Annotated in this window: 25 protein-coding genes; 14 read left to right on the forward strand and 11 right to left on the reverse strand. The window is 71.4% G+C overall.

The features are described 5' to 3' along the window. The first annotated feature begins 115 nt into the window (after window positions 1–115). From E1182_RS09715 to E1182_RS09740, 6 genes are all read left to right on the forward strand, one after another. Window positions 116–544, forward strand: coding sequence for a hypothetical protein (locus E1182_RS09715; RefSeq protein WP_132263172.1), 429 nt, complete (start codon window positions 116–118; stop codon window positions 542–544). Window positions 545–632: 88 nt separating this feature from the next. After that, a complete protein-coding gene (locus E1182_RS32810; protein WP_305792123.1) occupies window positions 633–1,373 on the forward strand; it encodes a Pycsar system effector family protein in 741 nt (246 codons plus the stop codon). Between the two features lie 4 nt (window positions 1,374–1,377). Continuing rightward, window positions 1,378–1,626, forward strand: coding sequence for a hypothetical protein (locus tag E1182_RS09725; RefSeq protein WP_132263177.1), 249 nt, complete (start codon window positions 1,378–1,380; stop codon window positions 1,624–1,626). 490 nt (window positions 1,627–2,116) lie between these two features. Next, on the forward strand, window positions 2,117–4,120 hold the full coding sequence (locus E1182_RS32110) for a hypothetical protein (protein WP_243706126.1): 2,004 nt from the start codon (window positions 2,117–2,119) through the stop codon (window positions 4,118–4,120). A gap of 261 nt (window positions 4,121–4,381) precedes the next feature. Beyond that, window positions 4,382–5,734, forward strand: coding sequence for a hypothetical protein (locus E1182_RS09735; protein ID WP_132263179.1), 1,353 nt, complete (start codon window positions 4,382–4,384; stop codon window positions 5,732–5,734). After that, complete coding sequence (locus E1182_RS09740) at window positions 5,731–6,213, forward strand: AAA family ATPase (RefSeq protein ID WP_132263181.1); 483 nt, start codon at window positions 5,731–5,733, stop codon at window positions 6,211–6,213. Before E1182_RS09735 ends, E1182_RS09740 begins: the two co-directional genes overlap by 4 nt. Window positions 6,214–6,713: 500 nt before the next feature. Here the strand turns inward: E1182_RS09740 and E1182_RS09745 are convergent, their stop codons facing one another. Next, a complete protein-coding gene (locus E1182_RS09745) occupies window positions 6,714–7,385 on the reverse strand; it encodes a response regulator transcription factor (RefSeq protein WP_132179561.1) in 672 nt (223 codons plus the stop codon). Then, window positions 7,382–8,680: a sensor histidine kinase gene (locus E1182_RS09750; protein WP_132263184.1), complete on the reverse strand. Its 1,299-nt coding sequence runs from the start codon at window positions 8,678–8,680 to the stop codon at window positions 7,382–7,384. Before E1182_RS09750 ends, E1182_RS09745 begins: the two co-directional genes overlap by 4 nt. Before the next feature lie 160 nt (window positions 8,681–8,840). Between E1182_RS09750 and E1182_RS09755 the strand changes: the two genes are divergently transcribed. Further along, complete coding sequence (locus tag E1182_RS09755; RefSeq protein WP_132263186.1) at window positions 8,841–9,638, forward strand: ABC transporter ATP-binding protein; 798 nt, start codon at window positions 8,841–8,843, stop codon at window positions 9,636–9,638. Further along, the gene (locus E1182_RS09760; RefSeq protein WP_132179555.1) at window positions 9,638–12,160 is read left to right on the forward strand and encodes an ABC transporter permease; all 2,523 of its coding nucleotides are present in this window, start codon (window positions 9,638–9,640) and stop codon (window positions 12,158–12,160) included. Before E1182_RS09755 ends, E1182_RS09760 begins: the two co-directional genes overlap by 1 nt. Window positions 12,161–12,686: 526 nt before the next feature. Here the strand turns inward: E1182_RS09760 and E1182_RS09765 are convergent. From E1182_RS09765 to E1182_RS09775, 3 genes are all read right to left on the reverse strand, one after another. After that, window positions 12,687–13,361 (reverse strand): Abi family protein, encoded by a 675-nt coding sequence (locus tag E1182_RS09765; RefSeq protein ID WP_207921336.1) that lies wholly within the window; start codon window positions 13,359–13,361, stop codon window positions 12,687–12,689. A 475-nt stretch (window positions 13,362–13,836) separates the two neighbouring features. Further along, window positions 13,837–14,760 carry a ParB/RepB/Spo0J family partition protein gene (locus tag E1182_RS09770; protein WP_132263189.1) on the reverse strand — a complete coding sequence of 308 codons (924 nt, stop codon included), beginning with the start codon at window positions 14,758–14,760 and terminating at the stop codon, window positions 13,837–13,839. A 1-nt stretch (window position 14,761) separates the two neighbouring features. Beyond that, a complete protein-coding gene (locus E1182_RS09775) occupies window positions 14,762–15,505 on the reverse strand; it encodes a ParA family protein (protein WP_132263192.1) in 744 nt (247 codons plus the stop codon). A gap of 502 nt (window positions 15,506–16,007) precedes the next feature. On the opposite strand from E1182_RS09775, the gene E1182_RS09780 reads away from it, so the two are divergent. Continuing rightward, the gene (locus E1182_RS09780; protein ID WP_132263194.1) at window positions 16,008–16,313 is read left to right on the forward strand and encodes a hypothetical protein; all 306 of its coding nucleotides are present in this window, start codon (window positions 16,008–16,010) and stop codon (window positions 16,311–16,313) included. A 42-nt stretch (window positions 16,314–16,355) separates the two neighbouring features. Here E1182_RS09780 and E1182_RS09785 read toward each other — a convergent pair whose 3' ends face one another. The 4 genes from E1182_RS09785 to E1182_RS09800 all read right to left on the reverse strand — a co-directional run bounded on the left by E1182_RS09785 (window position 16,356) and on the right by E1182_RS09800 (window position 21,272). After that, window positions 16,356–16,661, reverse strand: a complete 306-nt coding sequence (locus E1182_RS09785) for a hypothetical protein (RefSeq protein WP_132263197.1) — start codon at window positions 16,659–16,661, stop codon at window positions 16,356–16,358. Between the two features lie 211 nt (window positions 16,662–16,872). After that, a complete protein-coding gene (locus tag E1182_RS09790; RefSeq protein WP_132263200.1) occupies window positions 16,873–18,213 on the reverse strand; it encodes a hypothetical protein in 1,341 nt (446 codons plus the stop codon). A gap of 298 nt (window positions 18,214–18,511) precedes the next feature. Continuing rightward, window positions 18,512–19,783 (reverse strand): SHOCT domain-containing protein, encoded by a 1,272-nt coding sequence (locus tag E1182_RS09795; RefSeq protein WP_132263202.1) that lies wholly within the window; start codon window positions 19,781–19,783, stop codon window positions 18,512–18,514. A gap of 499 nt (window positions 19,784–20,282) precedes the next feature. Continuing rightward, window positions 20,283–21,272 carry a hypothetical protein gene (locus E1182_RS09800; protein WP_132263205.1) on the reverse strand — a complete coding sequence of 330 codons (990 nt, stop codon included), beginning with the start codon at window positions 21,270–21,272 and terminating at the stop codon, window positions 20,283–20,285. Between the two features lie 313 nt (window positions 21,273–21,585). Between E1182_RS09800 and E1182_RS09805 the strand changes: the two genes are divergently transcribed. From E1182_RS09805 to E1182_RS09825, 5 genes are all read left to right on the forward strand, one after another. Beyond that, window positions 21,586–21,915: a winged helix-turn-helix domain-containing protein gene (locus E1182_RS09805; protein WP_132263207.1), complete on the forward strand. Its 330-nt coding sequence runs from the start codon at window positions 21,586–21,588 to the stop codon at window positions 21,913–21,915. Between the two features lie 80 nt (window positions 21,916–21,995). Further along, window positions 21,996–22,883, forward strand: coding sequence for a ParB N-terminal domain-containing protein (locus E1182_RS09810; RefSeq protein WP_132263210.1), 888 nt, complete (start codon window positions 21,996–21,998; stop codon window positions 22,881–22,883). A gap of 78 nt (window positions 22,884–22,961) precedes the next feature. Then, complete coding sequence (locus E1182_RS09815; protein ID WP_132263212.1) at window positions 22,962–23,207, forward strand: hypothetical protein; 246 nt, start codon at window positions 22,962–22,964, stop codon at window positions 23,205–23,207. 224 nt (window positions 23,208–23,431) lie between these two features. Beyond that, entirely contained in the window at window positions 23,432–24,034 is a 603-nt protein-coding gene (locus E1182_RS09820; RefSeq protein ID WP_165942563.1) for an RNA polymerase sigma factor, read from the forward strand. Continuing rightward, window positions 24,012–24,191, forward strand: coding sequence for a hypothetical protein (locus E1182_RS09825; RefSeq protein ID WP_132263217.1), 180 nt, complete (start codon window positions 24,012–24,014; stop codon window positions 24,189–24,191). Before E1182_RS09820 ends, E1182_RS09825 begins: the two co-directional genes overlap by 23 nt. Window positions 24,192–24,359: 168 nt before the next feature. On the opposite strand, the gene E1182_RS09830 is transcribed toward E1182_RS09825, so the two are convergent. Together E1182_RS09830 and E1182_RS31010 are read right to left on the reverse strand one after the other, a co-directional pair. Then, a complete protein-coding gene (locus E1182_RS09830) occupies window positions 24,360–24,725 on the reverse strand; it encodes an HNH endonuclease (protein WP_132263219.1) in 366 nt (121 codons plus the stop codon). Between the two features lie 135 nt (window positions 24,726–24,860). Then, on the reverse strand, window positions 24,861–25,019 hold the full coding sequence (locus tag E1182_RS31010; RefSeq protein ID WP_165942564.1) for a hypothetical protein: 159 nt from the start codon (window positions 25,017–25,019) through the stop codon (window positions 24,861–24,863). Between the last annotated feature and the right edge of the window lie 193 nt (window positions 25,020–25,212).

The following is a 25,212-nucleotide window of genomic DNA, read 5'->3' on the forward strand; positions in this document are numbered from 1 at the left end:
GCCCTGCTCACCGCCCTCGGCGGCGACTTTCCCACCCACCCCGACGACAGTGCCGGCGCGACGGTGCTGTCGTTCCCGCCCAGCGGCACCCGCCGCTGACCGACAGGAGGTTCACATGACGACGCCCACGAGCACCGTGCCGACGATCCCGGTGCGGCTGAACCTGACCGACAACGACCCCGAGCACCCCCGCATCGAGCAGCGGGTCGTCACCGGCTGGCCCGTGGCGCCCGGCCTGGCCATCAACGTCACCCTCGACCAGGACGGGCAGCGCCTGGACGGCCGCTACAGCCTGACCCACCTGCCCAGCGGCCGGTCCGTCGCCCGGCGGCTGTGCGCCCCCCACGTCGACCAGGCCGCCGTCGCCGCGATCGCCACCGGCGTCGACTGGACCGCACCCGCCGAGCAGATCGTCGCCGACGAGCGCACCGTCCCGCTGCGCCGCGGCATGGCCGACTGGGACTGGTGCGGCTACGACCACTTCTGCCGGGCCGAGGCGTACCCGCGGCCCGATTCCCCTCTGTACGACCCGACCAACCGATAACGCCGCGCGGGCGGCCCCACCGCCTACCAAGCCCGGGGCCGCCCGCCACTCCCACCAGCCCACAACGAACCGAAGGAGCACCACCATCGTGCCCGATCCCGGAGACCCGACCTACCTCGGCGCGGCCTACGCCAGCACCTACGAACCGCGCGGCCCGCACGGTCCGCGCCGCCACTTCCAGATCCCCACCGCCGGCGCGCACGCCGTGCTGGTGGACATCTCCACCAGCCTCGCCAACAGCACCTCCCGCTGCACCGGCTGCGGCACCACCGACAGCGACTTCAGCGAGCTGGAGATCTTCGCCCGCGCCGGCGCGCACGCGTCCACCTGCGGCCGGGGCACCGCCACCGCCGCCCTCGACGCCGAGATCACCGCCGTCCGCGCCGAGCTGTACCGCATCGACCCCAAAGCTGGCGGCTACCTGCAGATGGCCGGGGTGCTGCTCGGCGCCGGCCTGGCCGTGCTCGGCGGCGCCGCAGCCGGTGACTACCTTTCCACCCCGGCCCTCGCCGCCGGCGTGGTCACCGCCGTGGTGGTGCTGGCCGCCGTGGTGCTGCTGTTGCTGGCCTCCCGTCCTCGGCTGGCCGGCGGGTACGGGTTCATGGCCTACGCCGACGCTCCCGACGCGCCGACCGTCCTGGCGCGGCTGGCCGGCGGCGACGCCGAGCACGTCGCCCAGGTGACTCCCCTCGCGCGGGCCCGGGAGCTGTGGTGGCTCTCCCGCGCCGTACGTGGCAAGTACACGGCGATCTCCCGGGCGGTGCCGCTGCTGTTGGCCGGCTACGCCGGCGCGGCCGTCACCGCCGCCCTGGCGATCTGGGGCCGGTGACCCGATGACCCAGCCGTTCGCCACGTACGTCACGGGCACCGACGAGTACCGCCTGGACGTCGTTACCGACCCTGAGCCCGACAACCCGCAGGCCGTCATCTACTTCACGGCGGCCGATGTCGACGTCGCCACCGGCCAGGCTGAGCAGATGCTCGCCGCCGTCAACGGGCCGGACGACCGGTACGGGGAGCTGTACGTCCACGACGGCGACGACACCGCCGTCTACTGCGACACCATTCACCTGCCCGCGTGACCATTCAATGCGCGCGAATGGGCGGCCCGAATCATCGGGTCGCCCATTGTGCTGCTCGCATTCGGATTTCCTTGCGACGCAAGGCCGTAGGGCTTGTCCTGGTATGCCCAGATTTGGGGGCAGAGTTCCACACAGGACTGACGTGGATCGCGCGTGTTGGTGTCCCTACGGGTGCGGAAGTCGCCGTAAGATCCACGGGTTACGTTCAGACTTTGATCTTGAGGGAGCGCCCGCGCTCAACCCCTAACTGCAGACAGCAAGAGAGCCCCACACCCCTGTTTCGTTTGGCCGCGAGTCCGGGGTCTGAGGCTCCAACAAGCTCGGAGGCAACCATAGCACCCACCTCCGGGCTGGGTGCACTCTTGTCTCTAGACACGATCTCGGCGTGTCGCATCGAGGCGTTCCCGCGCCCAGCCTCTCGGCCTGCATGCGCTGGTCCGGCCAGTGACAGCCCAGGCCCTCCACCCCTACGCGTCGCGGCGGTGCCGCGATGATTACGGCACCGCACCTGAGCGCGCTGTCAGCGGACCAGGTGGTCGCTGCTGGGCACTGCCCGGTCTGTGCCGCTGTCGGCCGGGCCGTGCTCGCGGCTCCGGGCCGGGATCGCTGCACGGTGCATTTGGCCCGGCCGATGCTGCTGGTGGAGACGACCCGCACCGGGCAGACCCGCCTCGTCGCCCCGGCTGGTGCCCGCCGCCGGCCGGTCTACGTCACCGGTGTCCAGACGCCATGTGCGCCTTGCGCGGCGGCCGGCGTCGACCGGTTGGGCCTGCCGCGTGAGGGAGACGGCTCGCAGCCGCTGTGCATGTCGTGCTGGCGGTCCCGCACCGAGCGGGAGCAGCGCCGCGCGGCGGCCGAGCTGCGCGCCGCCCTTGATGTCGTCGTCGACCCGGCGTGTGCGGCGTGCGGGGCGCCGGAGCCGTCGCCGGCGTGCTGGCTGTGCGGCTACTCCTGGTTGGCCGAGGCCCGCGCCGCGTTCGAGGCCGACCAGGCCGCCGAGGCCGCCGCCGTCGAGGCCCGGTTCGCGCTGCTGGCCGAGCGCACCGAGGGCGAGCAGCGGGTGGCGAAGCTGACCGCGTGGGTGGATCGGCTGCGCGTCACGGTGGAGTCCTACGCCGCCGGCGGCCGCCGAGGCCGCGCCGTCGAACTCCTTGCCGACCTCCTCGCCAGGGACGCCGCGGCGCGGGCCTCCAGGCGTGGCCGGCCCTCGATGCTGGCCCGGGTCGCCGGCGTCCTGGCCGTCGACGCCGACTACCGCTCCGGCCGCCGTTCCCTGCCCGGCCGCGCCCGATCGGCGGAGCTGGCCGACTGCACGCCCCGCGCGGTCACGTCCGCGTGGGCACGCGCTGAGGCCCTGGGATGGGCGGTGCGGACCCGGCAGGGCCGCCGGCTGTCCCTGGCCCAGCGCACCGAGCTGGGCCGGTGCAACGACCGGGCCGAGTTCGACCTCGCGCCGGTGACCCGCGACGCGGCCGTCCGTGCCCCGTTCATTCCGGTGGCGCTGTTGGTGCTCGATGAGCTGCTGCAGCACGCCCTGGCGCTGCTGGCGGCCGCCGAGGACGATGCCGACGCCCTGGTTGCCCGCACCGCCGGCGTGGTCGACCACGCCGCACTCGCCCGCCGCGCGCAGCTGCGCGTCGCGGTGGCCACCGCCCGCGAGACGGTCCTCGCCGACGTCGAGGCGATCGCGGCCCGCCAGATCGAGACCGGGAATTTCTTCCCCCCCCGCTTGGCGTCTCAAGGTGAGTACTTAAGTTCCTGCTTGTCTCGGGGTTTTGCTTTACCTCCGTCGATCACTCACCCCGAATCGGTGGGGCCGAGTCGGCGGAAAGACGGCGCTTCGCGCTCACCAACGAGAGGAGTGCCACGGTCCGTACGGCGTCCTAGGCCGGTCCAGAGGGCGTGTGCGTCGTCACGAGGGCGCCGCCGTCCGGAGTGGATGGAGTGGGGCACGTACGACCTGGCACGGGCCGCTCAGCGGGCGTGGGAGTGGCTGCAGGGCGTGCCTCTGCCCCGGGTGGCGGCCACGCTCGGGTCTCGGCTTGGTCCCGGCTGGACGATCGAGGCGCTGCGCGACTGGATCGCGTCCAGCCGTGGCGGCCGCGAGCTGCTCGGCGCGCCGCAGCGGCCGCTGGGCTACCTGCGGGCGGTACTCGAGGACGCGCTGACCGGCGAGCACGAGCCACCGCACCCGGCCCGCCGCTACGACCAGCACCGCCAGGAGCTGGCCGCCGCCCGCCGGCGCGACGTCGTCGACCAGGCCGCCACGGCGGCCGCCGAGCTGGCCACCGCGCGGGCCGAGTGGGAAGCCCGCGACGCGGTCGCCCAGGCTGAGCGCGCCGGCAGCGGCGCCGCCCGCCGGGCCGCCCTCTCGGCCGCCCGCGCCGCGGCCCGTGGCGACCACGTCACCGCCCGCGCCATCTCGGCGGCGGCCGAATGCGACTGGCCCGACGTCGCGCAGCCCGGCGCAGGTCTGCCAGGGCGGACCTCGTGACCGGGTAGCCCTGGCCCCGGGATTGGTCACGGATGACGGCGGCCGGGCGCGCACGCCGGCGGCCGCCGAATCTGTCGGCCGGCCGCGCGGGAATCCTCCCCCGGGTACCTCAGTACCGGACGGCCCCTGAAATCGTCTCTACGGCGATCCCAGGGGCCGGTTTTCGTGATCTCACCCAACCTAGATCATCTAGTTTCAACTTACGAAAACACGATAAATATTTTGAGTTGTGCGTAAATAAAAATAGGGCAGGATGGTGGTATGACGGAGACGATCACTGATCCCGAGTCGGAGCCGGCGCTGCGCTGCCGGTACAGCACCTGCCGCGCCCCGCTGGCCTACAGCGGCCGGGGTCGGCCGCCGGAGTACTGCCCGGACCGGCGCTGGCCCGGCGGGAAGACCTGCAAGCAGCTCGCGGCCGACGAGCGCGCCGCCGAGCTGGCCGCCGGACTCGACGTGCCGCTGACCGCCTACCGAGAGGCCACCGCCCGAGTGCTGCCGGCCGTGCAGACCCTCGCCGGCGAGCTGACCGCCGTGGTGGAAGCGATGCGCGCCGTTGACGGCTCCGCCGTCGCCCGGATCGCCGAGGCCGAGGCCGCCGCCGTGACGGCCGCTGAACGGGCCCAGACCGCCGAGCACGAACGCGACCAGGCCGTCCGCGACGCCCGCACCGCCCGCGCCGAAACCACCACTGCGGCCGAAGCCCGGCGGGTCGCGGAACGTCGGGCCCGTGACGCCGAGGCCGAGGCCGAGAAGGTCCAGCGCGACGCCTGGCGGCAGATCGCCGACGCCCGTGAGGCCCAGGGCCGTGCCGAGGCCCACGCCGGCGAACGCGCCCAGGCCGTCATCACCGAAACCCAGCGCCGTGAAGCCGCCGAGGCCCGCGCCGCCGAGCTGGCCGACCAGGTCAAGACGCTGCGCGGCGAACTCAAGGACGCCCAGGCCGAGACGCGCAAGACCGAGGCCGCCCGCGCCAAGGCCGAGCAGCGCGCCGACCGGGCCGAGGCCACCACCGCCACCGTCACCGCCGAACGCGACGCCGCCCGCGCCGACATCGCCCGACTCGACACCGCGCTGGCTGAGGCCGGCCGCGCCCGCGGCGACCTCGCCGCCCAACTCGCCACCACCACCACCGACCGCGACACCATCCGCGCCGAGCTGGCCAGCGTCCGCGAGCAGCTCGCCGCCACCACCGCCCGCGCCGACGCCGCCCAGCACGCCGCCCAGACCGCCAGCACCGACCGCGACGCCGCCCGCGCCGAGCTGGCCGACGTGCGCGGACAGCTCGCCACCGCCGCCGCCGAGCGAGACACCGCGCGGGCCGCCCTCACCGAGTCCGAGACGGCACGCCGACAGGCCGCCGACGACCTGCGCGCCGAACGCGCCGCCCTTGCCGACGCCCGCCGCCAGGTCGACCAGCTCCACACCGAGCGCCGCGCCGCCGACCAGGCCACCCAGGACGCCCGGACCCAGGCGGCCCAGCTGGAGGCCGGCGCCCGCGCCGCGACCAATCGGGCCGAGCGCGCCGAGGCCCGCGTCGACCAGCTCCAGGCCCAGCTCGACGCCGCCCGCGCCGAGCTGGCCCGCGTCGACCGGTCAGGTGGGCCGCAGTGACCGCCGGCCCGGAACTGGTGGTGCTCGTCGGCCCGGCCGGTGCCGGCAAGTCGACGTGGGCCGCCGCCCGCTACCAGCCGCACCAGGTGCACAGCCTGGACGGGCTGCGCCTGGTGGTGGCCGATGACGAGAACGACCAGGACGCCACCGCCGACGCGGTAGCCCTGCTCCTGACGATCGTGGACGCCCGGCTGTCTCGCCGGCTGACCACCGTGGTCGACGCGACCAACGGCGTGCCGGCCGAGCGCGCCGAGCTGCTCGCGATCGCCGCCCGCCACCAGGTGCCCGCGGTCGCCGTGGTGTTCGGCACCTCGCTGGAGACGTGTCTGGACCGGCAACGCCGCCGGCCCGGTCCCCTCCCCGGCCGGCGCTGGGGCCGCGCCGTACCCGACTCTGTCGTGCGCAACCAGCACCAGCGCACCATGACCAGCCTGAACACCCTGACCGCCGAAGGTTTCGCCAGGGTGGTCCAGGTCTGACGAGCACTCGTTGTCGGTGGGTCGGTCTACCCTGACGGGTGGCCGACCACGCTGGCCTGATTCCGAGCCCCCGCACCGCGCGCCCACGCCGCGCACCAGGGGGCGACGAGGACAAGGGTCACCGACTCGCGTGTCTCGGATCTTGGGGTGCCGGTAACGAACGTGTTATCGGCCGCCAAATAGTTGATTTTTATAGGGGCGGCGGCAGCGTCTGCGCTGGTGTCCGTAAGGGGAACCTTCATCGGACACATTTTAGGCGGTCTGACCGACATGTCCTGGCGGTGATGCGGGGTAGGTCTGGTTCTGGGTTGTCGGTTGGTCGCTGCTGCGGTGGGTGGTCGGGTTGTGGCATCGAGCGGTCGGGTCGCGAGTATTGTTCCCGCGTCGCGCACCTCACGTCCGGTGACGGCCTGGGGCACGGACGCCACCTCGCCCGGCTGCCTCCCGCCGAGCCGGGTCCGCGGGCAGCTCGGGCATCCGCGCCGCGCGATCGCGGCCGCTCAGGCGGCCGATGCGTCCGGGCCGGGGCCGAGCCGGGCGTCGTGGACGAGGATGGCGGCCTGCACCCGATTGGCCAGGCCCAGCTTGGCCAGCGCCCGGCTCACGTGGGCCTTGACCGTGGCCTCGGCCATGTCCAGCTCACGCGCGATCTCCGCGTTGGACAGGCCGCGGGCCACCGCCCGGACCACGTCGCGCTCGCGGTCGGTCAGCACCCCCAGGCGGGCGCGGGCCTGATCCGCCACGGACGGGCCGCGCTGCGCGAACGAGCTGATCAGCCGCCGGGTCACCGTCGGCGCGAGCATCGCGTTGCCGGCCGCCACGGTACGCACCGCCTCGGCGAGGTCGCGCGGCGGCGTGTCCTTGAGCAGGAAGCCGACCGCTCCGGCGCGCAGCGCCGCGTGCACGTACTCGTCCAGATCGAACGTGGTCAGCATGATCACACGCGGCGGCTCGGGCAGCTGCGCGACGGCGGCGGCCCCGGCCAGCCCGTCGGTCCCCGGCATACGCACGTCCATCAGCACCACGTCGGGGCGGTGCCGCCGGGCCGCCTCCACCGCCTGCGCGCCGTCGCGGGCCTCGGCGACCACGGCGATGTCGCCGGCCGCCTCCAGGATCATCCGCAGGCCGGAACGCACCAGCGCCTCGTCGTCGACCACCACCACCCGGATCACTCCGGCACCTTCCGATCCGCGCCCGCCTGCGGCGGGTCGGCCGGGATGCGGGCGTGCAGTGTGAACCCGCCGTCCAGGCGCTGCTGGGCCTGCACCGTACCGCCCGCCAGGGCGACCCGCTCGGCGAGGCCGACCAGGCCCAGCCCGCTGCCCGGCAGCGGCGGCGCCGGGTGCGGCGGGGCGGCGTTGTCCACAAGCACCACCAGCTCGTGCGGCTCGTGGCGCAGCGTGACGGTGGTCGGCACGGCCCCGGCATGCTTGGCCACGTTCGTCAGCGCCTCCTGCACCACGCGGTATGCGGTGCGCTGCGCCGACAGCGACACCTGCCGCGGCTCGCCCTCGTCCGCCCGGCGCACCGGCAGGCCGGCCGCGCGGCTGGACTCCAGCAGCCGGTCCAGGTCCGCCAGCGTCGGCAGCGGCGCGAGGTCCGCGGCCGGGCCGGACGCGTCGGGCGCCCGCAGCATGCCGAGCACCTCGCGCAGCTCCTGCATCGCCTCCCGGCCGGTGGTGCGGATCAGCGCGGCCTCCGCGGCGGTACGCGGGTCCGTGGTGCTCACCTCCAGCGCTCCGGAGTGCAGCACCATCAGCGCCACCCGGTGCGCGACCACGTCGTGCATCTCCCGGGCGATACGGCGGCGCTCCTCGGCGCGGGCCCGCTCGGCCCGCTCGTGCTGCTCGCGTTCCAGCCGCTCGGCGCGTTCCCGCAGCTGCGCGAGGACCTGGCGGCGCGTCCGCACCCACAGCCCGAAGACGAACGGCAGCCCGACCGTCATGCCCGCCCAGGCCAGTCCCGTGAAGACGCTGTCGGCGACGAGCCAGCCGGTGTCCTCGTAGTACGGGCGGTGCGTGGCGCTCCAGCCGACCGGCACCCCGACCAGCGTCGCCGCGACGATGAAGAACGGCAGGGCGCGGCCGGGGTCGTGCGGCCGTCCCGGGCGGCCGGCGCCGGCGTAGTAGGACGCGGCGATCACCGGGGCCAGCAGGCTCAGCGCCAGCCACGACGCCAGCGAGATCACGAACAGCGGCCAGCGTACCCGGCGCACCAGCGCAACGCTCGCCCCCGCCGACAGCGCCGCGAACGCGACCAGCGCCCACGGCGGGTCGTGGACATCTTCGGCGACCGGGTCGACGAAGATCAACATCGGCGGCACCAGCGGAGAGAGGACCGAGGACACCGCCACCGCGCCGCCCAGCACGAACGGGAACAGCCGGTGCGTGACGTGCCCCAGCCGGCTCGACGGCTGCAGCCACGACGGCACGCCCGGCACCGTCACCGTGCCGCCCTGCTGACCCATGCCGGGCCCTCCTGCCGTCGCCGCCCCCGTGACCAGCCTAGGCGGGCCGGCCGCCGCGGCGGACACTACTTCCGTCGCCGCGGCCTGCTACTTATGTAGCAGGCCGTGATCTACTCCTGCCCGACGGCAGGCACCGCCACCGCGCGGGAGCGTGTCCCCCATGACGAACTTCGACGCCGCGGTGAGCGCGGAAGACCTGACCAAACAGTACGGCTCGGGCGACGCGCAGGTGACCGCGCTGAACGCGGTGACCGTGGCCTTCGGCCGCGGCGAGCTGACCGCGATCATGGGCCCGTCCGGGTCCGGCAAGTCGACCCTGATGCACTGCCTGGCCGGGCTGGACACGCCCACCTCGGGCCAGGTGTGGCTGGAGGGCGCCCGCCACGGAGACGCCGGACGCGTCGAGCTGAGCGGGCTGCGCGACGACGCGCTGACCACGCTGCGCCGCGACCGGATGGGCTTCGTGTTCCAGGCATTCAACCTGCTGCCGACGCTGACCGCGTGGGAGAACATCACCCTCCCGCTGGACCTCGCCGGGCGCAGGCCTGACCAGGCGTTCGCCGACACGGTGATCGAAGCGGTCGGGCTGCGCGACCGGCTGCACCACCGTCCCGCCGAGCTGTCCGGCGGCCAGCAGCAGCGGGTCGCCTGCGCCCGCGCGCTGGTCAGCCGCCCCGACGTGGTCTTCGCCGACGAGCCGACCGGGGCACTGGACTCCCGCTCCGGCGCGGAGGTGCTCGGCTTCCTGCGCCGCAGCGTCGACCAGCTGGCGCAGACCGTCGTCATGGTCACGCACGACCCCGTCGCGGCCGGGTACGCCGACCGGGTGCTGTTCCTGGCCGACGGCGTCATCGTCGACGAGCTGCGAGAACCCTCCGCCGACCGGGTGCTCGACCGGATCCGCTCGCTGGAGTCCGTCGCGCGCGGCGGCCGTACGAGCGTCGGGGCGGGTGCCTGATGCTGCGGGCGATGCTGCGCGACCTGCGCGCGCACCTGGGCAGGGTCGTGATGACCCTGGCCGCGATCGTGCTCGGGGTGGCCTTCGTGGTCGCGACCTGGGTGGTGTCCGACTCGGCCGCGGCGACGGTGGGCGGCGCCCAGCGCACCGACCTGGCCGCGCTGGTGCACCGCGAGTCGGAGGATCCCACCGCGACGGACATCCCCGCGGACGTCCGCGACCGGCTCGCGCGGCTGCCGGGTGTGACCCGGGCCGAGGGCGTACGGGAGGGCTACGCGGCGCTGGTGCGCGCCGACGGCAAGCTCGGCGCCACATCCTGGCCGGACGCGGGCGGCACCGACTGGGACGGCTCACAGCGGTTCACGCTGAGCGCGGGCCGTGGCCCGCAGCGGGCCGGCGAGGTGGCGCTGGAGCAGGGGGCCGCCGCCGAGGCCGGGCTGACGGTCGGGGACTCGGCGCGGGTGCTGCTCGGCGGCGACCGGTCGGACACCGCGACGGTCGTCGGCGTCTTCACCTACCGTCCGGCGGGACACGAGCTCGACCCGGCCGTGGCGTACGACGCGGATACCGCGGCCCGGCTGCTGCGCCCCCGCGACGCCGCTGCGGACGTCGTGCCCGGCTTCGCGCGGATCGAGCTGTCCGGGCCGGACGAGCGGGCCGTCATCGCGGCGGCGCAGGCCGAACTCGGCCCCGGCTTCGAGGTGGAGTCCGGCAGTTCGCTGCGGGCCGTGCGGGAGCAGGCGTCGCACGACGCCGCCGACACCATCCGCAAGGCGCTGCTGGCCTTCGCCGCGGTGGCGCTGATGGCCGGGGTGTTCGTCATCGCCAACACGTTCACCATGCTGGTCACCCAGCGCACCCGGCAGTTCGCGCTGCTGCGGGCGGTGGGCGCGCGGCGGCGCCAGGTGCGCCGGGCCGTGCTCGCCGAGGCGGTGGTGCTCGGCCTCGTCGGCTCGACGGTCGGCGTGGTGCTGGGCGTCGGCTTGGGCCTGCTGGCGATGCGCCTGCTGCCGGTGGCCGGGACGGTGGCCTACGCGGTGTCGCCGTGGGCCGTGCTGGTCGGCTACCTGGTCGGCGTGGTGGTGACGGTCGTGTCGGCGTACGGGTCGGCGCGGCGGGCGGCACGGGTGTCGCCGATGGCGGCGCTGCGCACCGACGCCGTCCTGCCGCGGCGCTCGCTGGTGCTGCGCACCGTGCTCGGCATGCTGGCCGTGGCCGGCGGCGTGGCAATGGTCGCGGCGACCTCCTCGGACAGGCTCACCGAGTCGACGCGGGCGCTGGCCATGTCCGGGGCGGTGCTGGCCTGGGTCGGCGTGCTGCTCATCGCGCCCGTCCTGGTCGTCGGGGTGCTGCGCCCGCTGACGGGGGTGCTGCGTTCGCCGCGCCCGGTCACCCGCATCGCCCTGCGCAACGCGGTACGCGATCCGCGGCGCACCGCCGCGACCGCGTCCGCGCTCATGATCGGCCTGTCGCTGGTGTGCGCGTTCGCGACGGTGGGGCAGACGCTCACCGACACCACGACCGCCGACGTGCGGGCGTCGGTGCCCGCAGACGCGGTGGTGCTGCGCGCCGCGACGTTCGGGACGTTCGACGACACGGTACGCACCGCCGCGGCGGCCGTCCCTGGGGTGACCGGCCTGGCGGCGCCGCGCTCGGGCGCGATGCTCGTGATCGGCCCGGGGGGCACGGCGAGGGACACCCTGTTCACCAGCCTCGACGCGGCCGCGCTGGGCAGTGCGCTGCGCGTCAGGGTGACCGCGGGCGACGCCGACCTGCGCCGCGGGGTGGTACTGGACCGGGGGTTCGCCGCCGAGGCGGGACTGCACGTCGGTGACCGGGTCCGGCTGCGCTTCGACGCCGCCGACGCCGCGGGCCGGGTCACGCCGGTCGAGGTGCCGGTGACCGTGGCGGGCCTGCGCGAGCCCAGCGAGCTGCTGCATGGGCAACTGCTCGACGACGCGCTGCTGCCGGACGGCGTCGCCCGCCAGGGCGGCAGCGTCTACGCGGTCGGCGCGGACGCGGCGGCGCTGCGTACCGCGATGGAGCGGTCGTTCGCGCAGCGGCCTGACGTGCTGGTGCAGGACCGCGAGCAGGTGCTCGACGAGGTGCTGGAGCCGTTCCAGCTGGTGCTCGGCCTGGTGTACGTGCTGCTCGGCGCGGCCGTGGTGATCGCCGTCTTCGGCGTGGTTAACACGCTGGCGCTGTCGGTCCTGGAACGCACCCGCGAGCTGGGCGTGTTCCGGGCGCTGGGGGCGTCGCGGGCGCTGGTGCGCCGCACGGTGCGCCGCGAGAGCGTGGTGATCTCGCTGTACGGCGGCGTGCTCGGCATCGGCGTGGGCGTGCTGCTCGGCGGGGTGATGCAGTACGTCATCCTCGCCAACCCGGTGTTCGCCATGTCGGTGCCCTGGCTGGCCGCCGCGGTGGCGCTGGCGGGCATGGCCCTGGTCGGGGTGCTGGCCGCGCTGTGGCCCGCCCGCCGGGCCGCCCGCGCGGACATCCTCGCCGCCATCGCCACGCAGTGACCGTCGGGCCGAGCCGGGTGCCCGCAGGCCCGGTTCGCCCGCCAGGAATGGAGCTGAGGCTGCCTACCCGTCGAGAAGCGGGTAGGCAGCCTGTGGCGTGACCGGAGCTACACGAGGCGATCGCCGACCTTGTTACCACCGTCCAGAAATACCTCCACCCCACCGACGCGACACCCACGCTCCGGTGGCAGCGAATCCTGCCCCGACGTAGGTAACACCCAACCGCTCCCGGTCAGCCGCCACCGACTGGCAAGCTCGCTTAGCCAGCGGTCGACCATGGCTTGGGGCGCTCTGATCGAGGGTCTTCAGCCGCCAGACGACAAGCCGTCAATGGTCCACCAGAGCGCGGAACCCCCGCTGGTCACAGTCCCACCCGGGACGGTTGTCGGCGACGTGTGAAAATGCCGCAGAATCGCCCAGGCCGTGTCGGACGCTGACCGGAGTCGGCCGCCGCTGTACGTCCGGCGTCCGCCGCCCCGAACCTGCGGGTCGGGGCACCGTGGCGCAAGACCCGGGGTGGCCGCCGTCAGCGGCGAGGATGAGGCAGCACCGTGCGGGGACGGTCTGCCAGCAGCGGCAGAACTCGACAGGCGCGGTCGATCCAGTCGCGGGTGACGGGGCACAACCACCCGGCGACCTCCACCGCGGTCGCGCGGAGGTCGGCAACCGGCCGGTTGAACATCGGCTCGTGGTGCGCCATCCGGTTACGGGCCTCATGCAGGCGGCTGACCGCCGCGTGCACGGTCCGGCGACGCTGGCCCGAGACGGCGCGATGCAGGCAGGCCCGCCACAACGTGGCGTCGTAGCGGGTGGCAAGCAGGAACCGCCAGAACCCGAGGTTCAGCTCGGCCACCACCCGCCCTGGCGTCTCCGGCCGGCCGTCCCGGGTCGCCCGAGAACGCGCCTTCACCACGTCGCGGCGGCCCTCATCGGTCAGCACCCCGCCCAGGTCGAGATACCAGCGCGGCTCCCCGTAGCAGCGCAGCGACCACGCGGTCAGTTCCTCATGCAGGGCGTTGCGCAGCAGGATCTCCACGTGCCCCAGCGTGGTGCCCAGCGCGGCGGAGATCTCCGCGTTCCACCGGTAGAGCGCGACGGCGGCCGCCAGGTCCCCACCGCACGCCGCCCGGTACGGCGCCAACCGCTCCGGCGACCACCGCCGCTCCAACACCAGCAACTCAGCCGCGCCCAACGTCACCATTGGCCCACCACGCTGCCGAAACACGCTATGCTCGGACGCGAAGACCCCGGCCAGCCTCTGCCCCCCAAGGGCACGCAGCCGGGGTTTTGACATGCCCGGACCCGGCGGCAAACGCGAAGCGACATGCCTTGCTCAACGAGCAGACACGCCGGCTGGGTCGGCCCACGCCGACCGCCGTTGCGGAGCTGCCGACCGCCAGAAGAGAGCGGGGATCTGGTGCTGTGCGGCTTCGAGCACGACGAACCAACGCCTGCGCCGAAACCATTCGGGTAAAAGGCGCCCGCCGGCGGAGCGACCGCCAGGGCCGAGGTCGCCGAGGCCCATGCCGAGCAACTGCAGATCCAGCTCGATCAGCTTCGCGCCGGCCAGAAGTAACCGAGGGGGTCAGGTCGAGCCTGGCCCCCTCGCTATCACCGCCCAGTGGTCGACGTCTACGCAGGCGATCCGAGAAAGCCTCGCTGGTCGGCCTCCCTTCCTACTCGGTGCCTGCCGCCCGTTCTTGGTCACCGGCGGCCGGCTGCAGGAGGAGCTCCACCAGGATTCGGAGGTCTTCCAGCGTCATCTCCGCCCGTAGGGCCTCAGCCACCTTGTCGGGCGTCCCGCCAAGCCTCTTTATCGCCGCTGCTGCTGAAGACCTTCGTGGGCGTTCGCTCTTGACCTTGCTGTCGAGGGAAGCATCCGGGATCGCCGCCTCGTTAACCGCGGTTAATTCCTGCTCGGGCGGGCCCTGCTGCCGCTGGCGCAGTTCCTGAAGTTGCTCCGAGGGTGGAAGCTGATGAAGGTCCCGAACGTCGCGCAGAGGCACCTCGCCGGACCTCAGCAGCGCTTGCAGTTCAGGGGCGAGCTTGAGCAGGTTGAGTCGCTGAGTTACCCAGGCCGGAGTCCGAGATAGGCGCTCAGCTGCTGCCTTCCCCGTCCCGCACTCCTTGACGAGCAGTTGAACCGCCAGGGCCTCCTCAATCGGGTCGAGGTTCTCTCGGTCGAGGTTCTCGGCCGCAGTCGCGCCGACCCACACCTCGCGGGAGTCGGCCAGGTTGTTTTTGACGACGATGTCCAGCGTCGGCTGGTTCGCCAGCAGTGCCGCCGCGCGGCGCCTTCCTCCAGTCACCTGGACCCAGACAGCCTTGCCGATGGCAAGCTCGTACTCCGGGTAGATCCGCAGGAAGGCGTCCCGGGAGACCACAGCGCACGGTTGGAGTTGTCCGTGCGTCCGCATCGACTCCGCGATGCTTTCGATCTTGCTGTGATCGGCGGTGAGGTCTCGGGTGTTCAGTGGGTTGGCCGCGACCTGGTGTACCCGTGCCGTCCGTGGCGCTGACTCGGCAAAGGCCGGGACTCGGGCCTCAGGCAGTGCTGGCTCGCTGGCGAGATCCGACAGGTTTACTCGCTTCCCCGCCACGTCAGACCTCCTGGAGGTTTGGCGTGCCGGCCTGCGACGGGACCGTCGCCGCCCCGCCGTAACCCATTTCCAGCGCCAACCGGAAGAAGTCCTCGCGCGCCTCCATCGCCACCCGGTTTCGCGGGTACTGCGTCACCACCATGCCCTCAGCGGAGGCCCGGGTGTGCAGCTTGTAGCGGCGGATGACCGTGTTGCAGATGGGCCAGCCCTTGCGCTGGATGAACTGCGCGGTCTGCTGCAGGTCGGGAAGACCGTCGCGCGGGTCCCAGCTGTTGACGACAACCCGATACGGGATGCCGCGGGGCGCGATGACTGCCTCGATCGTCCGACTGGTGGGGTCGTAGCAGAGCGGCTCCGGCACCATCGGCACGAGAACGTCATCGCATTCGTCGAGCGCGACCTGGAGGATCCGCTCATCCTCAAGCGACCCCGGCGTGTCGACGAAGATGTGCTCGTAGTGCAGGTTACGCAGCTTACGGAGGTCGCGCGGATCGTCGACCTGGGCGAAGTCGAACGGCAACCCGCCCTGCTTTTCCACCCGCTTCGACCACCAGACCGACGAGGCTTGCGGGTCCGTGGATGCAACCAGTACCGGGCTGTCCGGATCGCCGATGGCTTCGGCCGTTGACTGGAGGATCGGCTCGGGGTTAACCAAAACGTCGTACGTCACCGCGCCCAAGTTGACGGCGAGAGTGGTCTTGCCAACGCCGCCCTTCTGGTTGGCGATGACATGCACCTGAGTCATGTTGTCTCCGTTCCGTGTGCTTCCCTGGCCGTCGTCGCGGCCGCGGTACTTCGGATGCCGCCATGCTAGGGGCTGGTTAGTCCTGCTCAGAAGCTTGGGCCCTCGGGTGTCTTGGTTAACCGCGGTTAATCACGGCACCGACGTGCTGCCGAAGCTGCTGGAGGTCACCGCTGGCCGAACGGTGCTGAGTCCACGCCTTCACGAGGCAAGCCTTCGAGTGGCCGTGCCGCTGCTCCGGTTCCTGCCGGCACGGCCAGTACTGCGGCAGCAGCGAGGACGGGGTCGACATCTGCTCGGGCCACCTGCAGCATGTCGACCGCTACCCCGGCTCGATGCTGAGATGACTGTCTGGACCGACGTTCATCGGTGCCAGGCCGCGACCGGGTCCGCGCCGTGGTTACGGCCGGCAACGTCGGCGTCGGCTGTCGGGTCTCCGGCATCGTGGGCATCGACCTGGACCGGCGCACCGGCCTGCCCGACGGCGTGGGCCCGGTTCCACACGATGTGCGACCAGCGCAACGGGGACACGGACGGCGACGGCTGGCCGGATACCCTGCCCGTGATCATCGCATCCGGCGGGCATCTACTTTCGCGCCGCTGCCTGCCGATTCTCGGCGCCCCCGGCGACCGCAGCCCGCCCAGGCCCAGCATCGACATCCGCCGGCGCGGCCGGCGCAGCGGCGGTTACCTTGTCGGTTCCGAACCCAGCATCGCCGGCCGGCCGTGCACATTTCACAACGACGCGGACATCCGCGACCTACCAGCCTGGCTGGGCACCCTGCTCCTCGGCGGCCAGCGTTGCCGTTGATTTGGGGTGGAATCTACGACGGGCCGTTGGACGGCGTGGGCGTCACTGAGTTGTCGTATCGGGACCGGCTGCAGAATTAGCGGCCCGCTTCTTGGTCTTCTTGCCGCCAGCCTGCCGGCGAACCTGCTGCGCCGCGCCTCGCCGCTGACTGTCCGCCTGTTTCGGCAAACCTGCCGCAATCCGCCGCTGCGGGTGCATGACCGGGACCGGTCCGAATAACTTCAGTATCCCGCCGACCATCTTGAAGCGTCGGCACGGCTGCTTCGGCACGCTGTAGCAGGCTGGGCAGGTCACCGGTGCGTGCTCGAACGCCGACACCGGCAGCACCTTGCGCCGGTGGGTCGTCATGGAACCGCCGTAACGTCCTCGCATGCCGGAGATCGTCGCACTCCAGCCGGAACAGATACCGGAGGCAAAGCTGGTCCCCCAGCGCGTGTCGCCCGAAAACCGGCTCTAACCAGCGTTGCCGTTGATTTGGCTGCTTACTACTGGTAGGGCGGTAGGCCTACAGCTCCCTGAGGATGCGTCCGCGTTGCTCGGCGTACTCACTGCACAGGCGTCAGGTGCGGGTCTGCAGCCAGGCCCGGAGCCGGTCCAGCAGGTCCCGGTCGGGCGGCGGGGGCAGGGCTCGGAGCAGTTCGTCCTCGCTCGCCGGACGGGCCGCCAGCGCCGCATCCCGCAGCAGCGGCCGACCGACGGAGACACCGCCGGTGACACCGACGTCCACATCACCCCGGCGGAGCACGTACGCGTGGCTGTCCTCGCGCCGAACGTACGTGAGCCCGGCGCCCTCGGACGTACAGGCTGCCTGGAAGCATAGGTCCTGCCCGGCGAACGTGACGTGCAGCGCCACGCGCACGCTGGCGGCGCCGCCGCTGTGGTCGGCGGGAGCGTAGCCCACGCCCCGAGGGATACCGAGTGGCTGGGCCCGGTAACCCGGCAGGTCGACCACGAACAGGTCGTCCGGCCGTTCCTCGGTGGGTAGGTCGACGGCGGTCGCCGGGCGAAGCGTGCGGGTAGCGCGGCGCAGCACGTCGCGGTCGACAGCCAGCGAGCCGAGGACGACGACGCCGCGGTCGCCGCGGGTCACCTGGTATCCGTGCTCGACGACCCCACGAAGATAGACCGCCCCGCCCGGTTCGGTGGCGCAGCTGTCTACCGCCGGGGCGGCGTCAAGGTGCGGCTGGCCGCACTCCCCTCGCACGTCGTCGACGACCGGGCCAGCGATTACGTTGACGTGGCGCGCCGGCGGCACCGCGGCCGGGTCGGCGGGCGAGAACTCGCCGGCGCCCAGTTCCCCGCCGTAGGCGGGGTCGATGGGGCGGTATCCGGGGACCTCGACCACGTACGCAGTTCGGCGGTCCTGGGCCGCGTACCGCAGCCGCTCGGTGAGCTCATCGGGGCCGGAACGGGCGAGCGCGACCAGGCCGAGGCCCAGGAGGCCAACCAGCGCGAGCCCGGCGGCGAGCCGCGGCCGCCACCCGCGCAGCAGCAGCCCGGCGACGAGTACGTACGGCACGCCGCCCAGGAGCAGGGTGAGCGTCGCGTCGGAGCTGACGCTGAGCCCCACCTCGTCAGTCCAGCGCCAGCCGAGCCGGGCCAGAGCCAGCCCACCGACGAGGACCAGCAGCGCCCAGAGGCCGGGACGAGTGCCAAGGACCGTGACGGACGCCGTGGACCGGGCAATCAGCCAGAGCAGCCCGGCGACGAGGACGGCCACGACCAGCAACCCGAACAGCACTGCCCCCCAGCCGACGAAGAGCAGCGGGGCCAGCGCGGGGATGCCGGTGGTCAGCAGCGCCGACCCGAGCAGCCAAACCGCGCCGAGCTGCGCCAGGACGCGCCACCCGGGTGTCGACGGGCCGCCCCGGGCCCCCGTGACGTCCGGCTCCGCACCCATACAGGACGTTGTAGCAGCAGGCCGCCAACCGCCGCGACGCGACGAGGACACCGGCCTCTACATCGATCGCAACTGTCGGCGACTTCGGCGACCGGGCCGGCGGTTGGCCCATTTGCACCACCGGGACGACCTGCATACGGGCATCGGCTTGGACACGAACACAAAGGCATACCTCATCAGCCGACCCGGGACGGCAGCACCCTGCGCCGGTGACTGTCCTGTCTGGTCGAGCTGGAACGTAGACCGCCACCCGGCGTGGCCTGGATTGCCGTCCTCAGCATGTAACGGTTCCAGGGTTCTACAGCTCCCTGAGGATGCGTCCGCGTTGCTCGGCGTACTCACTGTCGCTGATCAGCCCATCTCGGTAGAGGGCGGCCAGTTGATTGAGCCGTTCAGCGATCGGGCTGGGTGGTGGTGTCGGGTCGTCGTATGGCTGTGTTGCATGGTTGTCGGGTTCCGACCCGATAGCCTCGGCGGGGCGGGGAAGTACCTCCGGTGGGGTCGGGGAGTCGACGGTGCCGGCGATGCTCCAGAAGCACTCGTCGAGAGCGGTGGCGTGGCTGGCGGCGGTGGTGAGGTGCCGCAGGGTCTCCGGTGCGCAGTCCAGCACGGCGGTCAGCCGGGCGCCGTGGGCGGTGGTGGGCACGAGGCGGCCGGCGAGGATGTCCATTGTCACCGTCACCGCGATGTCTGCCCTGCTGGCCAGCTCGGTGGGGGAGACGCCGGCGAACTCGGCGTAGACGCACAGGTAGCGGGCCAGCGCCCGGCGGGCTGGTGGGGCCTGCGGATCGATGGTGGCCACCAGGTGCCCGAAGCGGATCCGGCGCCGCGTGGCGAGCGGTTCCGGCAGGTCGATGACCGGTTTGGCGCGTAAGGCTGGTGCGGCAATGAGTTCGAGGTAGACGCACTGCCGGGCGTACTCCTCCCGGATCGTCGCGACCTCTGCGGCGATGGCGCGAACCCTGAGCAGCTCGTCTCTGGTCTGGTGGAACTGCGCTTCGAGCTGGTTGGCGCGGCGGACCTCGCGGTGGCGACCGTTCTCCGAGGCCCGGAGGTTGTCGATGTAGCGTCTGGTCTCCGTCGTGAGGCGTTCCTGGAGCCGGGCGAGCTTGCGCTGCAGGACCGGGACGGCCGGCTCGCTCTCGGGCACGTTTCGCTGGCCCGGCTTGCCCGGAGGCCGACTGACCGGGCCGTCGTACCCCTGGGGCCGCTGCCCGCGGGCGCACTCGTACCAGCCCGCAGCCACCGCCCGGATGCTGGCGGTGTCGCAGCTGTCCGGCAGGCACCCAATGATCAGCTCGGTCATTTCCCACGTGGGGCCGTGGCGGTAGCGGCTGAGCTGCTCGGACAGCTTCTGCCGGTTCAGGCCCGGGAAGTCCAGACGGCGTCTGCGGGCGATGCGGATGACTTCCGCTTGGCCGCCGATGCCCAGGTAGTCGTCGATCAGGCTGCGCACGTAGAGGGTGTACTCGGCGGCGTCGGGGTTGGCGCACCGACGGCGGATCGTGGCTTCATCCACGACGTACGGGCGGGCGTTTCGGCCCCTCGGGTGGTGGGCGGCGGTGCTCATGCGGTCGTCCTTGAGGCACGAGAAGGGTGCCCGGCAACAGTCGAAGTTGTCGGGAGTCTGCCGGAGGCTCTTTCCCGACATCAGGGACGCCGGGGAGAGTTATCCGTGCCGATCGGTGCTGACTGCCTGGTCGGTCAGGGTGCTCCGTGCGACTCGGTTGGCCGCCTGATCAGCGCGGAGCACCCGCCATCTATACATGATGCGAGACGGCGGTGACAGAATGCGGTATCCGGCAAGGCTCCGACGCGTAACAGAGGCCATCAGCGCACTACTTGTGCGCCCCTACACTCCTGGCGCTGGCAGGAAAGATCGTCCAGCTCAGCCCCGCCGACATCACCCTCAACACCGTCGTCCCCGCCGCTGGACGAGACGTCCGCGTCCCTGGACATCCCGCTGACCAATTGAGACAAACCGTCCGCAGCTGCGCGCCACCGGGGCTTCCGCAAGCCAACGACCGCGACCGTTGCCGGCCCGGGACCTTGTTGACCAGGAACATCAGCTATGCCGGCGAGCCGGGCTGATCATGGCGGGCGGCCAGCGCGTCGAAAAACCCCTCGAGGAGACGTTCGGCCTCCTCGCCCTCGGTCAGCTCGTGCCCGCCGAAACGGTAAACCTCGTAGCCGCGCAGCCGCAGCGCCCGGTCTTCGGCGACCATCTCGGCATACCGGCGAGGGCTGGCGTACGGCCGTTCGCCGGGCGTGGCCGGATCGTCGGCGTAGTGCTGGACTCCGTCGCATTCGATCACCACTCGGACCCGCTGCGGGAAGAGCAGCAGGAAGTCCATGCGCTGCCGGGCCAGCGGCGCGGCGCCTGAACCGTAGCGGGCCTGCGGGTATGGGTCGTAACTCAAGTACACCTGCGGAAGCAGCACCGGGATGTCCCCGCCCAGGCGGAGGTACCGCCGGGCGTACACGTTGAAGATTCGCCTCTCGGCGGCGTTGTCCAGTGAGCGGGCCAGCCGATCGAGCAGGTTGCGCCAAACGTCGATTTCGGAGACGTCAGCAAGCCTTTCGCGGTCTGCCCACCAGTCGCCGAGCCGGCGCAACGTGAGCGCCTCAGAACGCCATGGCCGGTCGTACACCAGGCAGTATTGCTCGTTCGCGACCAGGTCGAGGTCGTTGTTGATCGCGTCGCGCAGTACGACCTTGGGCTTGGGACCATCAGCAGCGAAGATCAGGTTTTTCATCTCGCCAGCGACACCGCTGCCCTCGGCCTGGGCCACGAGTCGGGCAAGCTCGTCAGCGGTCTCGCCACCGCTGCACTCGTCCAGCACCTGGGAGGCAATCCGGAGCAGCTCCGGCAGGTCCTTGCCGGCCAGGCGGCGTGCCACATACTTCTGCTTGCTGTTATAGGCGACGTCGTCCTTTTCTGGGTTCGGCGGAGCGAGGCCGATGCCAGTACAGAACTGCTCAACGTCCGACGAGGACATCGCATCGCGCAGAGCCGCCCCGGCCGCGTTCCGCAGCTTGCGCAAGGTCAGCGTTTCCACCCCACAGAGCCTACGAGCCGACGGTCCGGCTTCGGCCCGTGAGGAACCTCAGAATGAACCTGGCGCTATGGGTGATCATGCGCGTCGGCCTGCATCTCGGCTGGGCACGATCCAGGGCGATCTGGTCTCCTGCGGTCGTCGCCCGCCTCCGCGTCGAGCCTGCGTTCTGAGCGGAGGCGCGGGCTGACGCTACCGCCGACGGTCATAGAGAAAGCCGCGCCCGCGTTTATCGGCCCCTGCCACGCCCGGCAGGGGCCGATGTCGTCTGTCTTCCTTGTTGCCTAAGAGGTCTGAGAGGTCTTAGGGTGTCTGTATGGCAAGTAGTCCGCGTTATCAGGAGATCGCCGACGACCTTCGCCGGCGACTCGCCGACGGGGAATGGCCCGTCGGCGCCACCCTGCCCGGCATCAGCGATCTGCAGGAGGAATACGGCGTTGCCGGACTGAACACCATCCGCCAGGCGCAGCGCTTGTTGGCCGACGAAGGTCTGCTCAACCCCGTCCAAGGTCGAGGCACCTTCGTAACCGCGCTGCCCAGCCCGCCGGGAGACCCCGCCACTCTCAAGCAGGCGCTCGGTGAGCTGCGTACCGCGCTGGCGCACACCCAGACGGCGCTCAACCGCGTCCTGAAGCACCTGGACTGAACACCAAAACGCGAGGCGGCCCCGAAACCGACCAAAGCCCAGGACCGCCTCGCTCGCTCCCCTGAAGGAGTCCCACCATCATGACCGATTCCGTGGAAACGGTGGCCGACTACGTGCCGCCTCCGGCTGCGGCGGCGGTGCCCATGCAGGCCCACCGAGTGTCGCTGGTCAGCGTTGTTACCCACCCGGCAAACCCTCGCCGCGATCTCGGCGATCTGACCGAGTTGGAGGAGTCGATTCGAGAGCTGGGCGTGTTGCAGCCGCCGGTGGTGCTGCCTGCGGCTCGGGTCGCGGCGGCGTGGCCGCAGCACGCGGCCGAGCTGGCCGCCGCCGAGTGGGTGGTGCTGATGGGTGCCCGTCGGCGCACCGCCGCCGGCCGTGTTTACGGGGACAACCCGGACGCGACGCTGAACGTGCTGGTGCGCGAGGACTCAATCGCCGACGACCCAGGCGGCCAGTTGGACGTGATGACGACGGAGAACACCGCCAGGTCGCCGCTGACGCCGATGGAGGAGGCTCGGGCGTTCGCGTTCCAGCGTGACGCCGGCCGGTCCCAGCGGGAGATCGCCGCCCGGATGGGCTGCTCGCAGGCCAACGTGTCGAAGCGGCTGAAGCTGCTGGCCCTGCCGGAGCCGCGGTCCCGGCGACAAGGTATACAGACAGGGTTGGGCCTTCGGAACTCGAGCTGGTTTAGTCGCCTTTGCTCGTACCGAAGGCCCTTCCTCATGTCACGCCGCCACGCCGACGCCGTCAGGGTTGTCGGTCTTCACCCGCCCTGCCGCCCTCACGAAACCCTTATTTACCAGGGTCTTAGCGCCAGTTTCCGCAAGATCGTTAGTTGCGGGCCTACTGCACGCTGTTCGCCGCATCGCTGGGTGCTGCACGGTGAGGACTTAGATCTTCGGGCGGCCGGTTATCGCGGTCGTGCAACGTTGTGTGCTAACCCTCACGCCTGCACCAGCGCTTAGTGGACCTGCACTAACTCGGCAGACGGGGGCGTGCCGGCAAGAGGTGCCGGCAGCCCCTGAGAGCGAGGAGGTCTGCCCATGTTTCCTGAGGCACGCGCCAACACGGTTCCGGCCGATCCAGGTCCGCCCGGTAGCAGGACGGTCAGTCGTCCGCGCCGCGGTGCCGACGAAGCCGGCAAGGTGTTGGTGCTGGTGAATGCGATCTTGATCGGGGTCCCCAGCGCCTATCTGGCGTCGGGGTCACTGGCGGTCACCGCGCTCACGGTGACAACCGCGTGCCTGACTGTCCTCTTCTACCTGCGGCTCGGTCGTCACGCCGCATGATGAGCCGCGTAGAGCACCGGCACCAGGCCGGTTAAAGAATCTTGACGAGCCGTTGCACGGCACCGTCACCTCGTTGCACTCCCCTGATAGAACCGAGGAAGCCCGCCGCCGGCGGGCTTCCTGGCAGTCCCGGCCGAGGGCCGGGCTGACCAAACCTCATCGCCGGAAGGAGACGTAATGGCTAGCCCATCTACGACACACCTCATCGAATGGAGGCCATTCCTATGGCTCGTACCGGCGACACGACACACGCGGTAACCGACCAGGCCCTACAGGAATTTCGAGCCTTCTTTCGGACGTACACCCTGCGGGTCGAGAGGTTCCTCGTGAACCAGGGCGCGACTCGACACGACGCGGAAGACGCTACCCAGCAGGCAATGCACGACTTGTATCGCCGCTGGACCCTGATCCGACAGCCGCGCGCATGGATCTTCAAGGCCGCAAAAGGTCACTTCCTCCGCAGCGTGGAGCGGCAGCGCCGGGAACAGTTGCACGACAACATGCAGCCCGTCTGCGACGACGCCGCCACTCGCACCGCCTGGAATGGCATGCCGCCCCGACGTTACGACCTCGACGGCGGCAGCGAGGAGACGCAGTGGGTCATCGCGCGGCTCCAGCAACTACCACCCGCTCAACGCCAAGTGATGGCGCTCAAAATAGACGGCTACGAGGCACCGGAGATTGCTGGCATGATCGGCAGCCCGGCCGAAACGGTGCGGTCAAACATCCGATACGCCCGCGCCCGACTGACCCAGGTGCTGCAGGCCGACCTGGCCGCAGCGCCAGCTCACGCAGGAGGCAGTCATGCTGAAGGACGAACAGTTTGACCTTGACGAGATCCTCGCGCGCGTCGCCGCGGACACCCTGGAGACGCTGCGCGCCACCACCGACATCGAGCGCCGCCTCCAGGAGGTGACCTCCACGTCACCCCGCCAGGAACGTAAAACCCGCGCCTTCCGCCGCTGCGGTGGGTCGGCCTCGTAAGGGGGCAGCGTCAGGGAGGGCAGCTCGTGGGCTGGCCCTCCCTGGCGTATCGGCCGCCACCGGCACTCGGCCGACCCACCGCTCGCCTTGCCGTATGACGAGGGCTTGACCACGACTTCAGCGTCAGCGCCAAACTTCGATCCGATGCTCTCCTCGGCCCCGCTTCAGTCAGGCGACCGGCGGACCCGGCCGAATCCGGTCGAGCTCAACAGCAATCTTCGGTGAGCTGGCCGCGGCGTACGCTACCCGCTCCGGACACCACTCGGTGAGTAGCTTCGCGCGCTTGTCGTTGTTACAGGCGCCGCAGGCCGGGACGAGATTCTCGGCGATATCAAGACCATCCCGGCTGATCGGACGAATGTGATCTGCCTGAGTGGAAGGCGCCCCGCAGTACGTGCAGTCTCCGAGGGCCAACTGCACCCGCTCCTGCTCAGTGACAGCGAGGGGCGTAAGCCGCGCAGCAGCGAGCCGGGCAGCCCTCTTCGCCGACGCCCGAGCCGCGTGAGCCTTGTCCGAGCAGCGGCAGCACAGCACCTTCTGCTCGCTGCCCTTCCGCTTGCTCGGAATCCATCGACGGCCACACCTGAGACAGGTGTTACCTCCCGGAGGCAGGAAGTCGTCTCCAGGCAACGGACTACGGCGAAAACTCAAGCGGTGACTCGCTGCGGCTTACCGCGCGCCGGCGAGCCCGGCGAAGTGCAGCACCAGGGCCTTGGACCCACGGGCCAACTGGTCGGCGAGCCGGTGAACACCTTGATGCTGAGGATTTCGGGCGATCCAGATGATGCTCAACTGGATGATCTTGTCGATGTCGCTCGGCCGCAGCATCACCGCGCCATCAGCACCCAGGTGCTCCGCCGGGCGGTGCTGCCACTACCGCCACCAGGTGCCAGTGCGCTGGTCGAACGACAGGTGCCTAGTGCCCTGGGGGTTGAGCAAAAAGATGGTGTTCGGGTCGTTGTCGACTGGCGCCCAGGGCTGCTCGTCGGACGCGGTCATCGTTCTCCTTCGGGTCATCCGG

Origin of the sequence: Micromonospora sp. KC721 (assembly GCF_004348355.1) — a bacterium.
Taxonomy (GTDB): Bacteria; Actinomycetota; Actinomycetes; order Mycobacteriales; family Micromonosporaceae; genus Micromonospora.